Annotated in this window: 17 protein-coding genes; 11 read left to right on the top strand and 6 right to left on the bottom strand. The window is 64.7% G+C overall.

Translation table 11 applies throughout. The annotated features are described in order from the left end of the window. Positions 1–31: 31 nt before the first annotated feature. The 7 genes from CEY08_RS08450 (at position 32) to CEY08_RS08420 (ending at position 7227) form a co-directional block, all read left to right on the top strand. Positions 32–1384 carry an FAD-dependent oxidoreductase gene (locus CEY08_RS08450; protein WP_076817278.1) on the top strand — a complete coding sequence of 451 codons (1353 nt, stop codon included), beginning with the start codon at positions 32–34 and terminating at the stop codon, positions 1382–1384. An 18-nt stretch (positions 1385–1402) separates the two neighbouring features. Next, entirely contained in the window at positions 1403–2605 is a 1203-nt protein-coding gene (locus tag CEY08_RS08445; RefSeq protein WP_076817276.1) for a 3-hydroxybenzoate 6-monooxygenase, read from the top strand. A gap of 45 nt (positions 2606–2650) precedes the next feature. Next, positions 2651–3826: an ABC transporter substrate-binding protein gene (locus CEY08_RS08440; RefSeq protein WP_063639391.1), complete on the top strand. Its 1176-nt coding sequence runs from the start codon at positions 2651–2653 to the stop codon at positions 3824–3826. Between the two features lie 69 nt (positions 3827–3895). After that, positions 3896–4810 (top strand): branched-chain amino acid ABC transporter permease, encoded by a 915-nt coding sequence (locus CEY08_RS08435; RefSeq protein WP_082900563.1) that lies wholly within the window; start codon positions 3896–3898, stop codon positions 4808–4810. Positions 4811–4821: 11 nt separating this feature from the next. Beyond that, a complete protein-coding gene (locus CEY08_RS08430; RefSeq protein ID WP_076817274.1) occupies positions 4822–5790 on the top strand; it encodes a branched-chain amino acid ABC transporter permease in 969 nt (322 codons plus the stop codon). Next, the gene (locus CEY08_RS08425) at positions 5783–6535 is read left to right on the top strand and encodes an ABC transporter ATP-binding protein (RefSeq protein ID WP_063639389.1); all 753 of its coding nucleotides are present in this window, start codon (positions 5783–5785) and stop codon (positions 6533–6535) included. Before CEY08_RS08430 ends, CEY08_RS08425 begins: the two co-directional genes overlap by 8 nt. Beyond that, complete coding sequence (locus CEY08_RS08420; RefSeq protein WP_042795431.1) at positions 6535–7227, top strand: ABC transporter ATP-binding protein; 693 nt, start codon at positions 6535–6537, stop codon at positions 7225–7227. The genes CEY08_RS08425 and CEY08_RS08420 overlap by 1 nt, the downstream gene beginning before the upstream one ends. Here CEY08_RS08420 and CEY08_RS08415 read toward each other — a convergent pair. The 6 genes from CEY08_RS08415 to CEY08_RS08390 all read right to left on the bottom strand — a co-directional run bounded on the left by CEY08_RS08415 (position 7224) and on the right by CEY08_RS08390 (position 13342). Then, positions 7224–7586 carry a glyoxalase superfamily protein gene (locus CEY08_RS08415; protein ID WP_076817272.1) on the bottom strand — a complete coding sequence of 121 codons (363 nt, stop codon included), beginning with the start codon at positions 7584–7586 and terminating at the stop codon, positions 7224–7226. The two genes, CEY08_RS08420 and CEY08_RS08415, sit on opposite strands and share 4 nt — an antisense overlap. Before the next feature lie 321 nt (positions 7587–7907). Further along, positions 7908–8924 carry a Bug family tripartite tricarboxylate transporter substrate binding protein gene (locus CEY08_RS08410; RefSeq protein WP_042795433.1) on the bottom strand — a complete coding sequence of 339 codons (1017 nt, stop codon included), beginning with the start codon at positions 8922–8924 and terminating at the stop codon, positions 7908–7910. Positions 8925–9101: 177 nt separating this feature from the next. After that, positions 9102–9842, bottom strand: coding sequence for an amino acid ABC transporter ATP-binding protein (locus CEY08_RS08405; RefSeq protein ID WP_042795434.1), 741 nt, complete (start codon positions 9840–9842; stop codon positions 9102–9104). A gap of 60 nt (positions 9843–9902) precedes the next feature. Continuing rightward, positions 9903–11003 carry an amino acid ABC transporter permease gene (locus CEY08_RS08400; RefSeq protein ID WP_042795435.1) on the bottom strand — a complete coding sequence of 367 codons (1101 nt, stop codon included), beginning with the start codon at positions 11001–11003 and terminating at the stop codon, positions 9903–9905. Between the two features lies 1 nt (position 11004). Continuing rightward, entirely contained in the window at positions 11005–12195 is a 1191-nt protein-coding gene (locus CEY08_RS08395; protein WP_042795436.1) for an amino acid ABC transporter permease, read from the bottom strand. A 130-nt stretch (positions 12196–12325) separates the two neighbouring features. Beyond that, positions 12326–13342 (bottom strand): amino acid ABC transporter substrate-binding protein, encoded by a 1017-nt coding sequence (locus tag CEY08_RS08390; RefSeq protein ID WP_042795437.1) that lies wholly within the window; start codon positions 13340–13342, stop codon positions 12326–12328. 290 nt (positions 13343–13632) lie between these two features. Between CEY08_RS08390 and CEY08_RS08385 the strand changes: the two genes are divergently transcribed. From CEY08_RS08385 to thpR, 4 genes are all read left to right on the top strand, one after another. Then, complete coding sequence (locus CEY08_RS08385) at positions 13633–14331, top strand: cell division ATP-binding protein FtsE (protein WP_076817270.1); 699 nt, start codon at positions 13633–13635, stop codon at positions 14329–14331. After that, on the top strand, positions 14328–15236 hold the full coding sequence (locus CEY08_RS08380) for a cell division protein FtsX (RefSeq protein WP_042795440.1): 909 nt from the start codon (positions 14328–14330) through the stop codon (positions 15234–15236). The genes CEY08_RS08385 and CEY08_RS08380 overlap by 4 nt, the downstream gene beginning before the upstream one ends. 290 nt (positions 15237–15526) lie before the next feature. After that, positions 15527–16240 carry a chemoreceptor glutamine deamidase CheD gene (gene cheD, locus CEY08_RS08375; RefSeq protein ID WP_076817268.1) on the top strand — a complete coding sequence of 238 codons (714 nt, stop codon included), beginning with the start codon at positions 15527–15529 and terminating at the stop codon, positions 16238–16240. 46 nt (positions 16241–16286) lie between these two features. After that, the gene (gene thpR / locus CEY08_RS08370) at positions 16287–16817 is read left to right on the top strand and encodes an RNA 2',3'-cyclic phosphodiesterase (protein WP_076818105.1); all 531 of its coding nucleotides are present in this window, start codon (positions 16287–16289) and stop codon (positions 16815–16817) included. Positions 16818–16860: the final 43 nt, after the last annotated feature.

Here is a 16860-nt window from a genome sequence, read left to right as displayed (position 1 = left end):
TGCCCGGCTCGGCATATGCAAGGAGAATGGGATGGTCATCACCGAACCCGCCCGCCAGGTCCCGATCTACGGCGAATATGACGCCGTCGTGCTGGGCGGCGGCCCTGCCGGGCTTCTGGCCGCCGCCAGCGCCGCGCGCAATGGCGCCAGCGTGCTGCTGGTGGAACGCTACGGCTTTCTGGGAGGCATGGGCACTGCGGCCGGCGTATCCAACTTCTGCGGCCTGCACGCGAACGTGCGGGGCGACATCCGCCAGGTGGTCCATGGCATGACGGACGAGCTGCTGGACCGCATGCGCGCCATGGATGGCTTGAACGACCCGCACCTGATCCTGGGCAAAATACATGCCCAGGCCTATGACATTTCGGCCTTCAAGTGCGCCGCCGACGGGCTGCTGCAGGCCAGCGGCGCCCGGGTGCTGTTCCATGCCCTGGCCACGGACCTTGTCCGCGGCGCCGATGGCAACGTGGACGCCCTGTTCCTGGAAACCAAATCCGGACGTTGCGCCGTGCGCGGCAGGATCTTCATCGACTGCTCGGGCGATGCCGACATCGCCCAGTGGGGCGGCCTGCCTTTCGAGAAAGGCGACGAGCACGGCGGCATGCTCTATCCCACGCTGATGTTCAAGGTGGGCAATGTTGACGGCGTCCGCGCGCAGGAAGCCTGGAAGACGATCCCGCAGTTGATGGACCAGGCCGCGGCGAGCGGTGAATTCACTTTCCCGCGCCGCGGCGCCATCGTGCGTCCGCAAAAACATGACTACGAATGGCGGGTCAACGTGACCCAGCTGGCCAACGCCGACGGCAGCGCGGCCGATGGCACGGATGCCGATTCCCTGTCGGCGGGCGAGCTCGAAGGGCGCCGCCAGATCGTGCAATACCTAGCCTTTCTGCGCGCCAAGGTACCGGGTTTCGAAAACGCCTACGTGCTGGACATCGCCCCTCAGCTCGGCATCCGCGAAACACGCCGCATCGTGGGCGAAGCCGTCTTGAGCCAGGAAGACGTGCTGGGCTGCGCCGACTTTCCCGACAGCATCGGCGTCAATGGCTGGCCGCTGGAAATGCACACGGCGGGCGACGTGAAATGGCTGTGGCCGCCGATTCCGGAGTCGCGCGGATACAACCAGCTGCCATTCCGCATGATGGTGCCAAAACGCGCCGCGGGCGTGGCCGGCAATGTGCTGGTGGCCGGCCGCTGCGCCTCCATGACGCACGAAGGCCAGTCGGCCGCGCGAGTCAGCGGCAGCTGCTTCGTGATGGGCGAGGCTGCCGGCACGGCCGCCGCGATGGCGCTACGCGCCGGCATTGCCCCGGGCGACGTTCCCATCCCCGCCTTGCAAGCGCAGTTGGTAAAGCAAGGCGTGTTCCTGGGCGGCCAGGACTGAACGGCGCGGAGGCCACACATGAACGCAACGCAAACTGAAAAATCCGTGATCGTGGTGGGCGGCGGCATTGGCGGGCTGGCAGCCGCGCTCGCGCTGACCCGTCAGGGCATCGCCGTGCAACTGTTGGAGCAGGCCGCACACATTGGCGAGATCGGCGCCGGCATACAGTTGGGCCCCAATGCCTTCGCGGCGCTGGATGCCCTGGGTGTGGGACAGACCGCAAGGAACCGCGCCGTATTCACAGACCACATCATCATGATGGACGCGGTGGATGCCAAGGAAGTCGTGCGCATCGATACCGGCGAGGCCTTCCGCAATCGCTTCGGCGGTCCCTATGCGGTTATTCATCGCGCCGACATCCACTTGTCCATACTTGAGGCCGTGCAGCAGAATCCGTTGATCCGCTTCCGCACGTCTACGCAGATTGCTTCCATGTCGCAAGACGACAAGGGTGTGGAAGTGGTGGACACGCAGGGCAACCGCTACCGCGCCAACGCCGTGGTGGGCGCCGACGGCGTGAAGTCCGTGATCCGCGAGCGCATGATCGGTGACCCGGCCCGCGTGACCGGCCACGTGGTGTACCGCGCCGTGGTCGAGCGCGAGAACATGCCGGAGGAACTGCGCATCAACGCGCCCGTGCTGTGGGCTGGCCCGCATTGCCACCTGGTGCACTATCCCCTGCGCGGCGGCCAGCAATACAACCTGGTGGTGACTTTCCACAGCCGCGAACAGGAAGAATGGGGCGTGCGCGAGGGCAGCAAGGAGGAAGTGCTGTCCTATTTCCAGGGCATACACCCCCGCCCCCACCAGATGCTGGACCGCCCCACGTCCTGGAAGCGCTGGGCCACCGCCGACCGCGAGCCGGTCGAGCGCTGGGGCCAGGGCCGTGTAACCATCCTAGGCGATGCCGCCCATCCCATGACGCAATACATGGCCCAGGGCGCCTGCATGGCACTGGAAGACGCAGTGACGCTGGGCGAAGCCGTCAGGCGCTGCGAGCACGACCTGGAAGCCGCGTTCCGCCTGTATGAATCGGTCCGCATTCCGCGCAGCGCGCGCGTGGTGTGGTCCACGCGAGAGATGGGCAGGCTTTATCACGCGCGGGGCGTCGAACGCACCGTGCGCAACATGCTGTGGACCGGTCGCAGCCAGTCCCAGTTCTACGACGCGTTGCAGTGGCTGTACGGTTGGAAAGTGGAGAACTGCCTCACTTTTCGTTGAAGCAGTCGAATAGCAGCAAAAAAATCAACATAGGAGAAGACAGCCATGAAGAAGACCCTCAGCGGTGGAACCGCCGCCCTCATGCTTGCGCTGGCCGCATCCGCGGCCGGCGCGCAGCCCAAGCCCGTGGACATCGGCTTCATCGGCACCTTGTCCACACCCGCAGGCTACATCGGCGAAGACGAGCGCGATGCGTTCATGCTGGCCGTGAAGGAAGGCGGCGGCAAACTGGGGGGCGTGCCGGTCAACGTGCGCGTCGAGGACGATGCGCTCAAGCCGGCCAACGCCAAGCAGATCGCCGACAAAATGGTGCAGGGCGGCGTGCGGCTCTTCACCGGCATCAACTTCTCCAATGTCATGGCGGCCGTAGGCCCGACGGTGCTGAATGCGGGCGGCTTCTACGTCAGCCTGAACGCCGGCCCGTCCAACTACGCTGGCAAGGCCTGCAACCCGAACTACTTCTCGGTGGCGTTCCAGAACGACTCCTACGCCGACACCGCTGGCCTGGCAGCCAATGAACTGGGCGCCAAGCGCGTGGTCATCATGGCGCCCAACTACCAGGCCGGACGCGATGCCGTTGCAGGCTTCAAGCGCACCTATAAGGGCGAGATCGCCGACGAGATCTACACCAAGCTCGAACAGGCCGACTTCTCGGTCGAACTGGCGCGAATCCGTTCGCTCAACCCCGACGCCATCTTTCAGTTTCATCCCGGCGGCGCGGGTATCAACCTGACCAAGCAGTTCGCCAATTCCGGGCTCGCCGACAAGATCCGCATGATTACGCCCATCTACTCGATGGACGACCGCATGCTGGCGGCGACCGGCACGGCCGGCAAGGGTTTCTACCTGAGTTCCCTCTGGAGCGCGGACCTCGACAATCCGCAAAGCAAGCATTTCGTGGAGGCATTCACCAAGGCCTACAACCGCGCGCCCACCGCCTACGCGGCGCAAGCATATGACACCGCCAACCTGATCGGCTCCGCGCTGAAGGCCGTTGACGGCGACATCACCGGCCGCGCGGACGACTTCCGCAACGCGCTGCGCCGCGCCGACTTCCCCAGCGTGCGGGGCAAGTTCAAATTCGGCCCCAACCAGCATCCGATCCAGGACTGGTATCTGCTGCATATCGAAGCCGGCCCGGACGGAAAGCTGGTCTACAAAAACCTTAAGGTCATCGCGCGCGACCATACCGACGTGCACGCCGCCGACTGCAAGATGTAGTCCCGCGCCGCGCCCGGCGGATTGCGCGCAGTCCGGCCGGGCGCCGGCCCACTCCACAAGGAGTCCCCCATGCTGATGTTCCTGGAGCAGGTCTTGAACGGCCTGCAGTACAGCGCTTTGCTGTTCCTGCTGTCGGCGGGCTTGACGCTGGTGTTCGGCATCATGAACGTCATCAACCTGACGCACGGCTCGTTCTACATGGTGGGCGCGTTCTGCGCCGCCAGCGCGGCCGCCGCAACCGGCTCATTCCTGGCGGCCCTGCTGGCGGCGCTGGCTGGCGCCGCACTCTATGGTCTGGTGGTGGAACTGCTGGTAATCCGCCATCTATATCGCCGCGATCACCTGGACCAGGTGCTGGCCACGCTGGGCCTGACCTTGTTCACCAACGAGATGGTGACCGTGCTGTTCGGCCGCAGCCCGCCCTTCATGGACATCCCGCCGTTCCTGTCGGGCTCGGTGGAGCTCCTGCCCGGCCTGAACTACCCCCTCATGCGCCTGGCCTTCATCGGCGCCGGCGTGCTGGTGGCGCTGGGACTGTGGCTGCTCATCTCGCGCACGCGAGTCGGCATGCTGGTGCGCGCCGGGGCGGATGACGGCGAAATGGTCGATGCGCTGGGCGTGAACATCCAGCGGCTGTTCACCCTGATCTTCACGCTTGGCGCCCTGCTTTGCGGCTTTGCCGGCGTGATGGCGGCGCCGCTGCTGGCCGTGGAAATCGGCATGGGTGAACGCATCCTGATCACCACCTTCGTCGTCATCGTCGTGGGAGGCGTGGGGTCCGTGCGCGGCGCCCTTGTGGGTTCGCTGATGATCGGCATGACCGATGCGCTCGGGCGCGCCTACATTCCGTTCTGGATGTCGCGGCTGCTGCCGCCGGAGCTGTCGGATTCAGCGAGTTCCAGCCTGGTCTCGGCCAGCATCTACATCCTGATGGCCATCGTGCTGCTGTTCAGGCCGCGCGGCCTCGTGCCCGCGCAGCGATAGGAACAAGATCCATGACCAGAAAAACCATCGTCAACACGATCGGGCTGCTGCTGTTTGTCCTGGTGCCGGCCATCGCGTCGGCCACGGGCGAGAGCTTCCTGATCAATCTGATGACCCGCTTTCTCATCTACGCCATCGCGGCGGTCAGCCTGGATCTGATTCTGGGCTACGGCGCCATGGTCAGCTTCGGCCATGCCGCCTTCTTCGGTCTGGGTGGCTACGTGATCGGCATCGCGGGATTTCATCTCGGCCAGGGCGACACCCTGTTCGGCTGGAGCGGCAGCAGCTCGGCGCTGGTGATGTGGCCGCTGGCCATCGCCGGCGCCGCGCTGGCGGGACTGCTGGTGGGCTTCCTGTCGCTGCGCACCTCGGGCGTGCAGTTCATCATGATCACGCTGGCATTCGGACAGATGCTGTACTTCATCCTGGTCGGCCTGATGGTGTATGGCGGCGACGACGGCCTGTCCATCGACACGCCCAACACCCTGCCCGGCCTGGATATGAACAGCCCCGCCACCTTCTATTACGTTTGCCTGGCGCTGATGACGGCGTGGGTCCTGGCATGCCGCCGCATCGTCAATTCGCCCTTCGGCATGGCGCTGCAAAGCATCAAGCAGAATCCTCGCCGCAGCATCGGCCTGGGCCTCGCGCCGTTGCGCTACCGGCTCACCGCCTTCGTTCTGTCGGCCGCGGGCACGGGCCTGGCGGGCGCGCTGTGGGCCAACTACGCGCTATTCGTCAGCCCCGACATGTCGTCCTGGCAGAAGTCCGGCGAACTGATGGCCATGGTCATCCTGGGCGGCATGGGCTCCATCTTCGGCCCGGTATTGGGCGTGGCTGTGTACCTGGGCCTGGAACAGGTTGCCACCGCATGGACGGAACACTGGATGCTGATCCTGGGGCCGGTGCTGGTGCTGGTGGTGCTGTTCGGCAAGCGTGGCGTCTATGGTTGGCTGGTGGGAGGCAAGCATCATGACTGATCACCCCAAGCTGGAAATCCGCGACCTGCAAAAATCCTTCGGCGCGGTACGCGCAACCCAAGGCGTCAATTTGCAGGTCCTGCCCGGAGAACTGCATGCGCTCATCGGCCCCAACGGCGCGGGCAAGACCACGTTGCTGTCGCAGATCAGTGGCGAAATCCTGCCGGATGCGGGCGGCATCCTGCTGGACGGCCACGACATCACCCGCATGCCGGCGCACAAGCGCCCCGCCGCCGGATTGGCGCGCTCGTTCCAGATCAGCCAGCTTTATCCCGCCTTTACCGCCGAGGACAACGTCGCCATGGCCGTGCAGGCTCACAGCCCCGGCGGCTTCAACCTGTGGAAGAATGCCCGCCGCCTGCCGCAACTGCGCCAGCCTGCCAGACAGGCGCTGGAACGCGTGGGCCTGGGCGGCCGCGCCCACGTCCGAGTATCGGAGTTGGCTCATGGCGAAAAGCGGCAGCTGGAACTGGCGATGGCATTGTCGCTGGACGCCTCGCTGCTACTGCTGGATGAGCCGATGGCAGGCATGGGCGCCGAAGAGTCACAACGCATGACCGCCCTGCTGCAGGAACTAAAAGGCCGCTATGCCATCCTGCTGGTAGAGCACGACATGGACGCCGTCTTCGCGTTGGCCGACCGCATCACGGTGCTGGTCTATGGCAAGACGATCTTCACCGGCACACCCGACGAGGTGCGCCGGCACCCCGACGTGCGCGCCGCCTATCTGGGCGAGGAGGACTGATGCTGCAAGTCAAGCAACTGCAAGCCGGTTACGGCGCCAGCAAAGTGCTGTTCGGCGTAGACCTGGACATTGCCGCGCGGCAAGTCGTGTCCCTGATCGGACGCAACGGCATGGGCAAGACCACCACCGTGAAAACCATCATGGGCATGCTGCCCGCGCAAGGCGGCAACATCTTGCTCGACGGCCAGGCCATAGCGGGGCATCCGCCGCATCGCATCGCGCAGCTGGGCATCGGCCTGGTGCCCGAAGGACGCCGCGTCTTCGGCTCGTTGTCAGTGGAAGAAAACCTGATCGCCACCGCCCGCAACGCACGCGCCGGCTGGCACGTGGGCCGCGTCTTCGACCTGTTCCCCCGCCTGAAGGAACGCCGCGCCCAGTCCGCCCGCACCCTGTCCGGCGGCGAACAGCAAATGCTCGCCGTCGGGCGCGCGCTCCTCATCAATCCACGCCTGCTTATCCTGGACGAAGCTACCGAAGGCTTGGCCCCGCTGATCCGCCAGGAGATATGGAACTGCCTGCGCCGCCTTAAGGAGGAAGGGCAGACGATTCTGGTGATCGACAAGAACCTGAAGGAAATGGCCACCCTCGTCGACCGCCACCACGTCCTGGAAAAAGGCCGCGTCGTGTGGCAGGGCAGCCCGGCGGAACTCGCCGCGCAGCCCGAGCTCGCACAGCGCTACCTGGGCGTCTAGTCGGATGATTCGCAGAAGCTCAGCCGATTCCCGAACGGATCGATGACGGTCATCACTCGCCCCCAGGGCATCTCTTCCACGCCCGGCCGCATATAGCCATAGCCCTTGGCGTTGACCTCGGCCTGGAACTCGTCCACGCCCCGCATCCGCACGAACACCGCGGACCCGGGCGTGGCATCGCCGTGGTGTTCGCTCAGGTGCAGCGTCAGGTCGCCGCGATGCACTTGCGCATACAGCGGCATGCCCGGCTCGAAGCGATGCTCCCAGTCCCACTCGAACCCGAGGAAATCCAGATAGAACTCGCGCGCCTTCTCGACGGAGAAAATGCGCAGGATGGGAATAGCAGCTTGGATATGCATGAAGGCCCCGGCGTCAGTAAGCAAAGACGCTCAGCATAGACCACAAGCCACACCGCAAAGCACCAATCACCAATCACACAGCAGCACGACGCAAGCCACCGCGTAAGCCCCAAAAGGCCGCCCGCGCGGCCGGCCTGGGGCGGGCCCCGCAAGACACGCCCCCCCAAACACAAATGCCGGCAAGAACCAGAAGAACGCCAATCGCCCCAGCGGACGTCAAGCTTCAACCGCCAGAGCCTGGCGCGTCGGTGGCCCACGCACCGCGGGCCACCGACGCGCCGGGCGTCTCAAGAACCCAAGACGCCCATCAAGACAAAAAAATCAATTCAAGCTAGCCCCAGAGATCTTCACAATCTCCTGATACTTCGCCTTCTCGCTCTTAACGAACTCAGCAAACGCCTCAGGCGTCATCGGCGCGGCCTCAGACCCCATCGTCAGCAGCCGCTGCTTCACATCCGCCTGCTGCATCGCGTCCGAGTAAGCCTTGTTCAGCTTCGCCACCACCGGCGCCGGCGTGCCGCCCGTCGTGAACACGCCGAACCAGGTTCCCAGGTCAAAGCCCTTGATCCCGGATTCCTCGACCGTGGGCACATCCGCCAGCAACGACGAACGCTTGGCGGTGGTAACAGCCAGGGCCTTCACCTTGCCGTCCTTGATCAGCGGAGCCGAAGCCGCCAGGTTGTCGAACATGAAATCCGACTGGCCCGACAGCAGCGCCAGCTGCGCAGGCGCCGCGCCTTGATAAGGAATGTGCTCGACATTGATGCCTGCGCGCGCCTTCAACAGCTCGCCCGACAAATGCCCGGCGCTGCCGTTGCCGCCCGAACCGTAGTTCAGTTTGCCCGGATTCTTCTTGGCGTAATCGATCAGGTCGGCCAGCTTTTCGATCTTGTTCTTCTGCGCGAACTCGACGTTCATCACCAACACATTGGGCACCGAAGCCACGATGGTCACCGGCGCGAAATCCTTCACCGGGTCATATGGCAGATTGGCGAACAGCCACGGATTGATGGCGTGCGTTGCAACCGCGCCCATCACCAGCGTGTAGCCGTCGGCCGGCGCCTTGGCCACCAGGTCGGCGCCAATGTTGCCGCCCGCGCCCGAACGGTTTTCCACGATGACGGGCTGTCCCAGGGAGCCGCGCACCTTCTCGGCCAGCATCCGGGCCATGGTGTCCAGCGGGCCGCCGGGCGGGTAGGGCACGACAAAGCGCAACGGCTTGGTCGGGAAATCGGTGGCCTGGGCCAGGGCGGGCGCGCCAAAAGGCAGGGTCGCGGCCAGCGCCACGGCGCCTTGCAACAGGGCGCGGCGCACAGCGCGGCGGGGGGTCTGCGTCATGATGTTGTTCTCCTCGCTTCGGATAAATAGCGGTCAGTAGCATACCGCAGCAAGGAATACGGCGTAACAAAGAGATACCAGCAGAACGCCCGCCTGTTCCCGTAACAGCGCCCATTCCAAACGCCGGGAATCAAGCCGGCCGCCCCATGAAAAAACCGCCCGAAGGCGGTTGGGGGATCAGTGCAGGATCTGGCTGAGGAACAGTTTGGTCCGGTCGTTCTGCGGGTTGTCGAAGAACTCGTCGGGGCTGTTCTGCTCGATGATTTCGCCCCGGTCCATGAAGATGACGCGGTTGGCGACCTTGCGCGCGAAACCCATTTCGTGGGTGACGCAGATCATCGTCATGCCGCTTTCCTGGGCCAGGTTGACCATCACGTCCAGCACTTCCTTGACCATTTCCGGGTCCAGCGCGGAAGTCGGCTCATCGAACAGCATGATCTTGGGGCTCATGCACAGCGAACGCGCGATCGCCACGCGTTGCTGCTGGCCGCCGGAGAGCTGGCCGGGGAATTTCTTGGCCTGGTCGGGGATGCGCACGCGCTCCAGGTACTTCATGGCCGTGGCCTCGGCTTCGGCGCGCGGCTTCTTCAGCACCCACATGGGGCCCAGCGTCAGGTTCTCCAGCACCGTCAGGTGGGGAAACAGGTTGAAGTGCTGGAACACCATGCCGACGTCCTTGCGGATGGTCTCGATGTGCTTGAGGTCGTTGGTGAGCTCCGTGCCGTCCACGATGATGTGGCCCTTCTGGTGCTCTTCAAGGCGGTTGATGCAACGGATCATGGTGGACTTGCCCGAGCCCGACGGTCCGCACACCACGATGCGTTCGCCCGGCGCGACGTCCAGGTTGATGTTGCGCAGCACGTGGAACTGCCCGTACCACTTGTTCACGTCCTGCAATTTGATGATGGCATCAGACATGCCTGTACTCCCGTAAGTATCGCGGTGCGCGCCCGCCCGGGGCGGACGCGCTGCAAAGTTCTAGCGTGCGTGTCCCGTGGCCAGGCGTTTTTCGAGCGCCTGGCTGTACTTGGACATGGAGAAGCAGAAGACGAAGTAGATGAGCGAAATGAACAGGTACGCCTCCACCCCGAATCCGCGCCATGCCGCATCGGACAAGGCTGCCTTGGCCGCCAGCGTCAGGTCGAAGATGCCGATGATCACCACCAGCGAGGTGTCCTTGAACAGCGCGATGAAGATGCTGACCAGCGGCGGAATCACAATCTTCAGCGCCTGCGGCAGGATGATCTTGCGCATCTGCTGCCAGTAGTTCAGGCCCAGGGAATCGGCGCCCTCGTACTGGCCCTTCGGGATCGCCTGCAAGCCGCCACGGACCGTTTCGGCGATGTACGCCGCCGCGAACATGATGATCGCGATCTGCGCGCGCAGCAGCTTGTCGATAGAGAAGCCTTCCGGCAGGAACAGCGGCAGCATCACCGACGACATGAACAGCAAACTGATCAGCGGCACGCCGCGGATCAGCTCGATGTACACAACGCACAGCGCCTTGATGGCGGGCATCTTGGAACGCCGGCCCAAGGCCAGCAGCACGCCGATCGGGAATGCGAAGGCGATGCCGAACGTGGACAGGATCAGCGTCAGCGGCAGGCCGCCCCAGCGCGCGTTTTCCACGTAGGTCAGGCCGAACACGCCGCCCCACATCAGGAGCGCCACGGCCGTCAGGCCCACGGTCCAGATGATGGCGAGCTTCCAGTTCCAGAAACGGCGGATGCCGCTGCAGACGATCACGGCCACCAGGATGATGGTCGCGATCAACGGACGCCATTGCTCGTCGTACGGGTAGGTTCCGAACAGGATCAGCCGGTGCTTCTCGATGATGAAGGCCCAGCAGGCGCCGCCCGAGGCACGGCACTCCTGGGCATTGGTCGCGGAGAAGTTCGCCTTGATGAAGGCCCACTCCACCAGCGCCGGTATCGCCATCAGCAGGAACCACGCCACCAATACCGTGATGAGGATATTCAGCGGCGACGAAAACAGGCGCGACTTGACCCATGCCCACGGACCCACCTGGGTGCTGGGCGGCGGCAGGCCTTCGGCGGGGATATGCGAAGTGCTGCTCATATCAACGCTCCACCAGCGCGATGCGCTTGTTGTACCAATTCATGAATATCGAAATCGACAGGCTGACCGTGAGGTACGCGGCCATGATGATGAGAATGCCCTCGATGGCCTGGCCGGTCTGGTTCAGCGTGGTGTTCACCACCGACACGATATCGGGATACCCGATGGCCACGGCCAGCGAACTGTTCTTGGTCAGGTTCAGGTATTGGCTGGTCATTGGCGGGATGATCACGCGCAGCGCCTGCGGCAGCACCACCAGGCGCAGCACCTGCTTGCGGCGCAGGCCCAGCGAACCGGCCGCTTCCCACTGGCCGTTATTGACCGCCTGGATGCCCGAACGCACCACTTCGGCGATGAAGGCCGAGGTGTAGATCACCAAGCCCGCCATCAAGGCAGCGAATTCCGGCGACAGGGTCAGGCCGCCCGAAAAGTTGAAGCCCTTGAGCTCCGGCATGTCCAGGGTCAGCGAAGCGCCGCTGACCAGCCAGCCGATGACGGGAAAGCCGATGAGCAGGCCGATGGCCGCGCGGCCCAGCGGGAACACCCGGCCGGTGGCTTCCTGGCGCTTCTTGCCCCAGTGGCCCAGCAGGATGATCGCGATGATGGCCAGGCCCAGTCCGCCCAGCATCCAGTCCAGCGAATTGCCTTCCAGCCCCGGCACCTTCAGGCCGCGGTTGGAGATGAAGACGCCTGGCAGCGGATTGTGCGCCTGGCGCGGACCCGGCATGTTTTCCGTGATCAGCGCATACCAGAAGAACAACTGCAGCAGCAGCGGCACGTTGCGCATCACTTCGACGTAGACCGAGGTGATCTTGGCGACCAGCCAGTTCTTGGACAGGCGGCCGATGCCGATGAGCGTGCCGAGGATGGTAGCCAGCACGATGCCGATGACGGCCACGCGCAGCGTATTGAGCAGACCGACCAGGATGGCGCGGCCATAAGTGTTCGCGGGGGTATAGGCGATGGGTGTTTCACCGATCGCGAAACCGGCCTCGCGGTCCAGGAAGCCAAAGCCCGTGGCGATATTGCGCACGGACAGGTTGTGCAGCGTGTTTGAAACCAGGAACCACACGGCCCAGGCCACTGCGGCCAGCGCAAGCACCTGGTAGACCACGGAGCGCACCCCGGGATCGTTCCAGTTCAGACGCCGGGGAGGTGCCGATGCAGGCGCGCTTTTATTGGGAGTATTCATGAGTGAATCTACAGAAGTCGGACACCGGGCGGCGAAACCGGAAGGGCCGCGCCACCCACTCCTGCCACCCGCCCGCAGGCGGGAGAGGAAAAACGGAGCGCCGGGCTCCGTTTTTCCAGGCAGCCGTGTGTTAACGCACCGGCCAACCGTACATCAAACCACCATTCTTGTAGGACGCGTTCAAGCCGCGCTCCAGCTTCATCGCGCTGCTCTTGCCCAGCGTGCTTTCGAAGCTTTCACCGTAGTTGCCCACGTTCTTGATGATGTTGTAGGCCCACTTGTCATCCACGCCCAGGTTCTTGCCCATGCCCGGGGTCACGCCCAGGATGCGCTGGATGTTGGGGTTGGGGCTCTTCGCCATTTCATCGACGTTAGCCTTGGTGATGCCGTATTCCTCGGCTTCGAGCATGGCATTGAGCGACCAGCGCACGATGTTGAACCATTGCTCGTCGCCCTGGCGGACCATGGGGCCCAGCGGCTCCTTGGAGAAGTCTTCCGGCAGGATGATGAACTTGTCCGGGTTCTCGAGCGTGGTGCGGGTCGAAGCCAGCTGCGACTTGTCGGTGGTGAAGGCATCGCAACGACCGGCCGAGAAGGCGCGGATGATCTCGTCGTACTTGTCGATCACGACCGGCTTGAATTCGATCTTCTGGCCGCGGAACCAGTCAGCCAGGTTCAGTTCGGTGGTGGTGCCCGGCTGCACGCAGATGGTGGCGCCGTTCAGTTCCTTGGCGCTCTTGACGTTCAGGTCCTTGGAGACCATGACGCCCTGGCTGTCGTAGTAGTTCACGCCCACGCCGATCAGGCCCAGCGTCGTGTCGCGCGTCAGCGTGACCGTGGTGTTGCGGGTAAGAACGTCCACTTCGCCGGACTGCAGCGCGGTGAAGCGCTGTTGCGTGTTCAGCGGGGTGAACTTGACCTTGGTGGCGTCGCCGAACATGGTCGAGGCGATGGCGCGGCACAGATCGACGTCGATGCCCTTGTATTCGCCCTTGCTGTCAGCGATGGAGAACCCCGGGATACCCGTCGAAACCCCGCACTGGACAAACCCTTTTTTCTTGACGTTATCGAAGGTTGCGCCCGCATTGGCTGCGGCCGATGCAGCGAACAAAGCGGCGCCGATCGCAGCGAGTTTCAGTACTTTCATCGTGTTCTCCGTGTGGGATAAGGCGAAGTCTCACGCAGGCCGGGTTGGGCCCACGTATGGGGCGGATGGTAGCGTCCGCGCCGTACGCGGCGCATCCGGGAATTCCCTTGAAATATAGGGACACTGGGTGAAATGAAACGCTGTTTTCCCCCGAAAAAAGGGACACTTTTTGAGCCAGCGCAAGCGTGTCCGGATACCTTGCGCCGAAAAATTTGTCCGCGCCTCGTCCTGGCGGCTTAGGCCACCTTACTGTCCCCGAGTTACTATTGCGGCTTCATCTGACAGCCGCCATGATCGAATTCCAGCACGTATTCAAATCATATGGTCGCGGCCGCAACATCCTGGCCGACATCAACTTCCGCGTAAGCGCGGGAGAGTTCGTTTTCGTATCCGGGCCATCCGGCGCGGGCAAGTCCACTTTGCTCAAGCTGATTGGCGGGCTGGAGCCCGCCAGCCGGGGATCGATCCAGGTCAACGGCCAGCGGCTGGACAAGCTGCCCGCCCGGGCGAGGCCGTACCTGCGCCGCGCCGTGGGCGTCATCCTGCAGGACACACACCTGCTGTTCGATCGAAGCGCGTTCGAAAACGTCATGCTGCCGCTGGCGGTCACGGGCCATGCCTGGGATTCGGCCGCAGCCCGCGCCCGCGCCGCGTTGGACAAGGTGGGGCTGTCCGGCAAGGAAGACCTCAATCCCATCGAGCTGTCCGGCGGCGAGCAGCAGCGCCTGGCCATCGCCCGTGCCATCGTGAACCGGCCCGCGATCCTGATCGCCGACGAACCCACCGCCAACCTCGACCACGACAACGCGCAGCGCATCATGAACGTGTTCCGCGACTTCAACCGCGTCGGCGTGACCACGCTGATCGCCTCGCACGACCAGGAACTCATGGCGCGCTACGCCACCCGCACTTTGCGGATCGACCCAGGCAAATTCGCCGACTCCCAGGGCGCCTCGTCCGGCCGGGCCTACCCGGGAGAAAACGCATGAACGCCTGGCTGCGGCAACACCGCTACGCGCTGCTGGTCACCCTGCGCCGGCTGATCAAGCAACCCTTCTCTTCCCTGGCCAATCTGCTGGTCATGGCCCTGGCCCTCGCCCTGCCGCTGCTGGGCAGCGCCATCCTGGTCTCGGTCCAGCCGGTGGCGCGCCAGATGTCGGTCACACCCGAAGTCACCGTCTTCATGCGGGTGGACGCCCCCTCGGGCGCCGCCGCGGACGTGGCCAAGCGCATCCAGGACGAATTCAAGGACGACATCCGCGCGGTGCGCGTGATCGGCCGTGAAGATGCCCTGGCCGATCTGCGCGCCAACCCGGCCTGGCAACAGGCGCTGGCCGTGCTGCCCGGCAACCCGCTGCCGGACGCCGTGGTGGTGACGCTGGCCGACGGCGACAACCTGGCAGGCCGGGCGGACAAGCTTGCCGCATCCTGGAAGCAATGGAACCACGTCGACCTGGTGCAGTTGGATAGCGCCTGGGTGCAACGCCTGGAGGCCATCCTGCGCTTCGCGCGCATCGGCCTGGGCTTCCTGGCAGCCTGCGTGGCGGTGGTGGTGCTGGCAACGGTCTTCAACACCGTGCGCATGCAAGCGCTTTCGCAACGCGAGGAAATCGGCGTGGCCCGGTTGGTAGGCGCCACCGAATCCTTCGTGCGCCGGCCGTTCCTTTACCTGGGCGCGCTGTCGGGCGCCGTGGCATCCCTGCTGGCCATTGGCGTGGCGGCGGTCGCCCTGTCGCCGCTGAACGACGCCCTGGTCGGGCTGGCGCGCAGCTACGGGGCCGAATTCGCCCTGCACTTGCCCGGCCCCGCCGTGCTGATCGGCGCGGTCGTCGCCTCCGCCGCCTTGGGCGCGCTGTCCGCCCGCTGGTCGGTCACCCGCAGCACGCGCTTCTGACGGCTCCCCCCGCCTAAAGCTCCGTATAGAGCCCGTTCTTCCCCGTGATCCGGGGAACGACTCCCGCCCGCTTGTGTAGGATGCCTGGATGCCTGCCAGCGGGCGCTCCAGGCTGCGAACCATGCGGCAAAAAGCGGACACATTACGGGGTCCGTTACACAGCCATTCACCCGCTGGAAGCTTGAGTATGCAAGAATAAAGCGACATTTTCTTACATGTTTTGATACATTTCTGTTCTCGAGCTGCCAACTTCGTGTCCCAATCGCTGTTCTTGCCCCTAATCGAGTCCCATGGCCGCCCGTCTTGAAGCCCGTGCGACGCGCCACTATTTCGACAGCGCGTTCCAGTGTCAGGCGGTGAAAGTACTGCCCAACGAGTACTACGTCACCAACGAAGACCTGATGATCTCGACCGTGCTGGGATCCTGCGTCGCTGCCTGTATCCACGACCCTGTGACGGGCGTGGGCGGCATGAACCATTTCATGTTGCCGGAAGGCGACATGCAGTCACCCGCCTCGGCCACCATGCGCTATGGCGCGTTCGCCATGGAAGTGCTGATCAACGAACTCCTGAAGGCCGGCGCCGTCCGCGACCGGCTGGAAGCCAAGGTGTTCGGTGGCGGCGCCGTGCTGTCCGCCATGCAGCAGATGAACATCGGCGAACGCAACGGCCAGTTCGTGCTGAACTATCTCAAGACCGAAGGCATTCCGGTCAAGGCGCAAGATTTGGGCGACGTGCACGCGCGCCGCATCAACTACTTCCCGCGCGACGGCCGGGTAATGGTGCGCAAGATGGCGCCGCACCATCAGCGCGCCGAGGAAATCATCGCCAAGCGCGAACAGGCGGCCGCCCAAAGCGTGCAGGCCAAGACCGAAACCCCGCAACGGGTCGAGCGTTTCACCCGGCCCGGCGTGGAGCGCTTCGACCCCCCGGCACGTCCTGGCGTGGAACGCTTCGACACCGCCCTGACCCGCCGGCGCCGCACGGAGACCACGGGCAACTGAACGGGCCCGACGCGCATTGCGCGGCGCGCGCCCCTACAATCAGCCCATGTCCACCGTACGCCTGTTCTTCGCCCTGTGGCCGGCGCCGCCGCTGGCGGCCAAGCTCGCCACTTGGGCGGAGCAGGCGCGGCCGAGCTGCGGCGGACGCGCCATGCGCACGGAGACCTTGCACCTGACCTTGGCTTTCCTGGGGCCCGTCGACGCGGCGCTTGCCGATGAACTTGCCGCCGCCACGCCCGAGCGCCGTCTCGCGCCGGAGGACATCACGTTGGACCGCTATGGCGTCTTCGGGCGCCAGCGCATCCTGTGGGCCGGCCCCGGCGACACGCCACCGGGCTTGCAGGCCGCCCATGACGAGCTCTGGCAATGGCTGGACGGGTTCGGCCTGGCAGCGCCGCCCCAGCCCTTCCGCCCGCACGTCACCCTGCTGCGCAATATCGAGCACGCGACCCCGCCCACGGATACGCCCGCGCCCTTGTCCTGGCGCTACGACCGCATGGTGTTGGTGGCCTCCGAATCGCTGTCTGGCGGCAGCCGCTATCGCATCGTGGCGCAATCCCGGCCGCAGAACTCCTGACGCTGCGCTCTGGCACAATCAGCCCGTTGCCACCTCCGGGATC

The organism is Achromobacter insolitus (assembly GCF_002209555.1).
Lineage (GTDB): Bacteria > Pseudomonadota > Gammaproteobacteria > Burkholderiales > Burkholderiaceae_B > Achromobacter > Achromobacter insolitus.
Note: the sequence above shows the minus strand (reverse complement) of the source record. Positions and strands in the feature narration are given on the sequence as shown.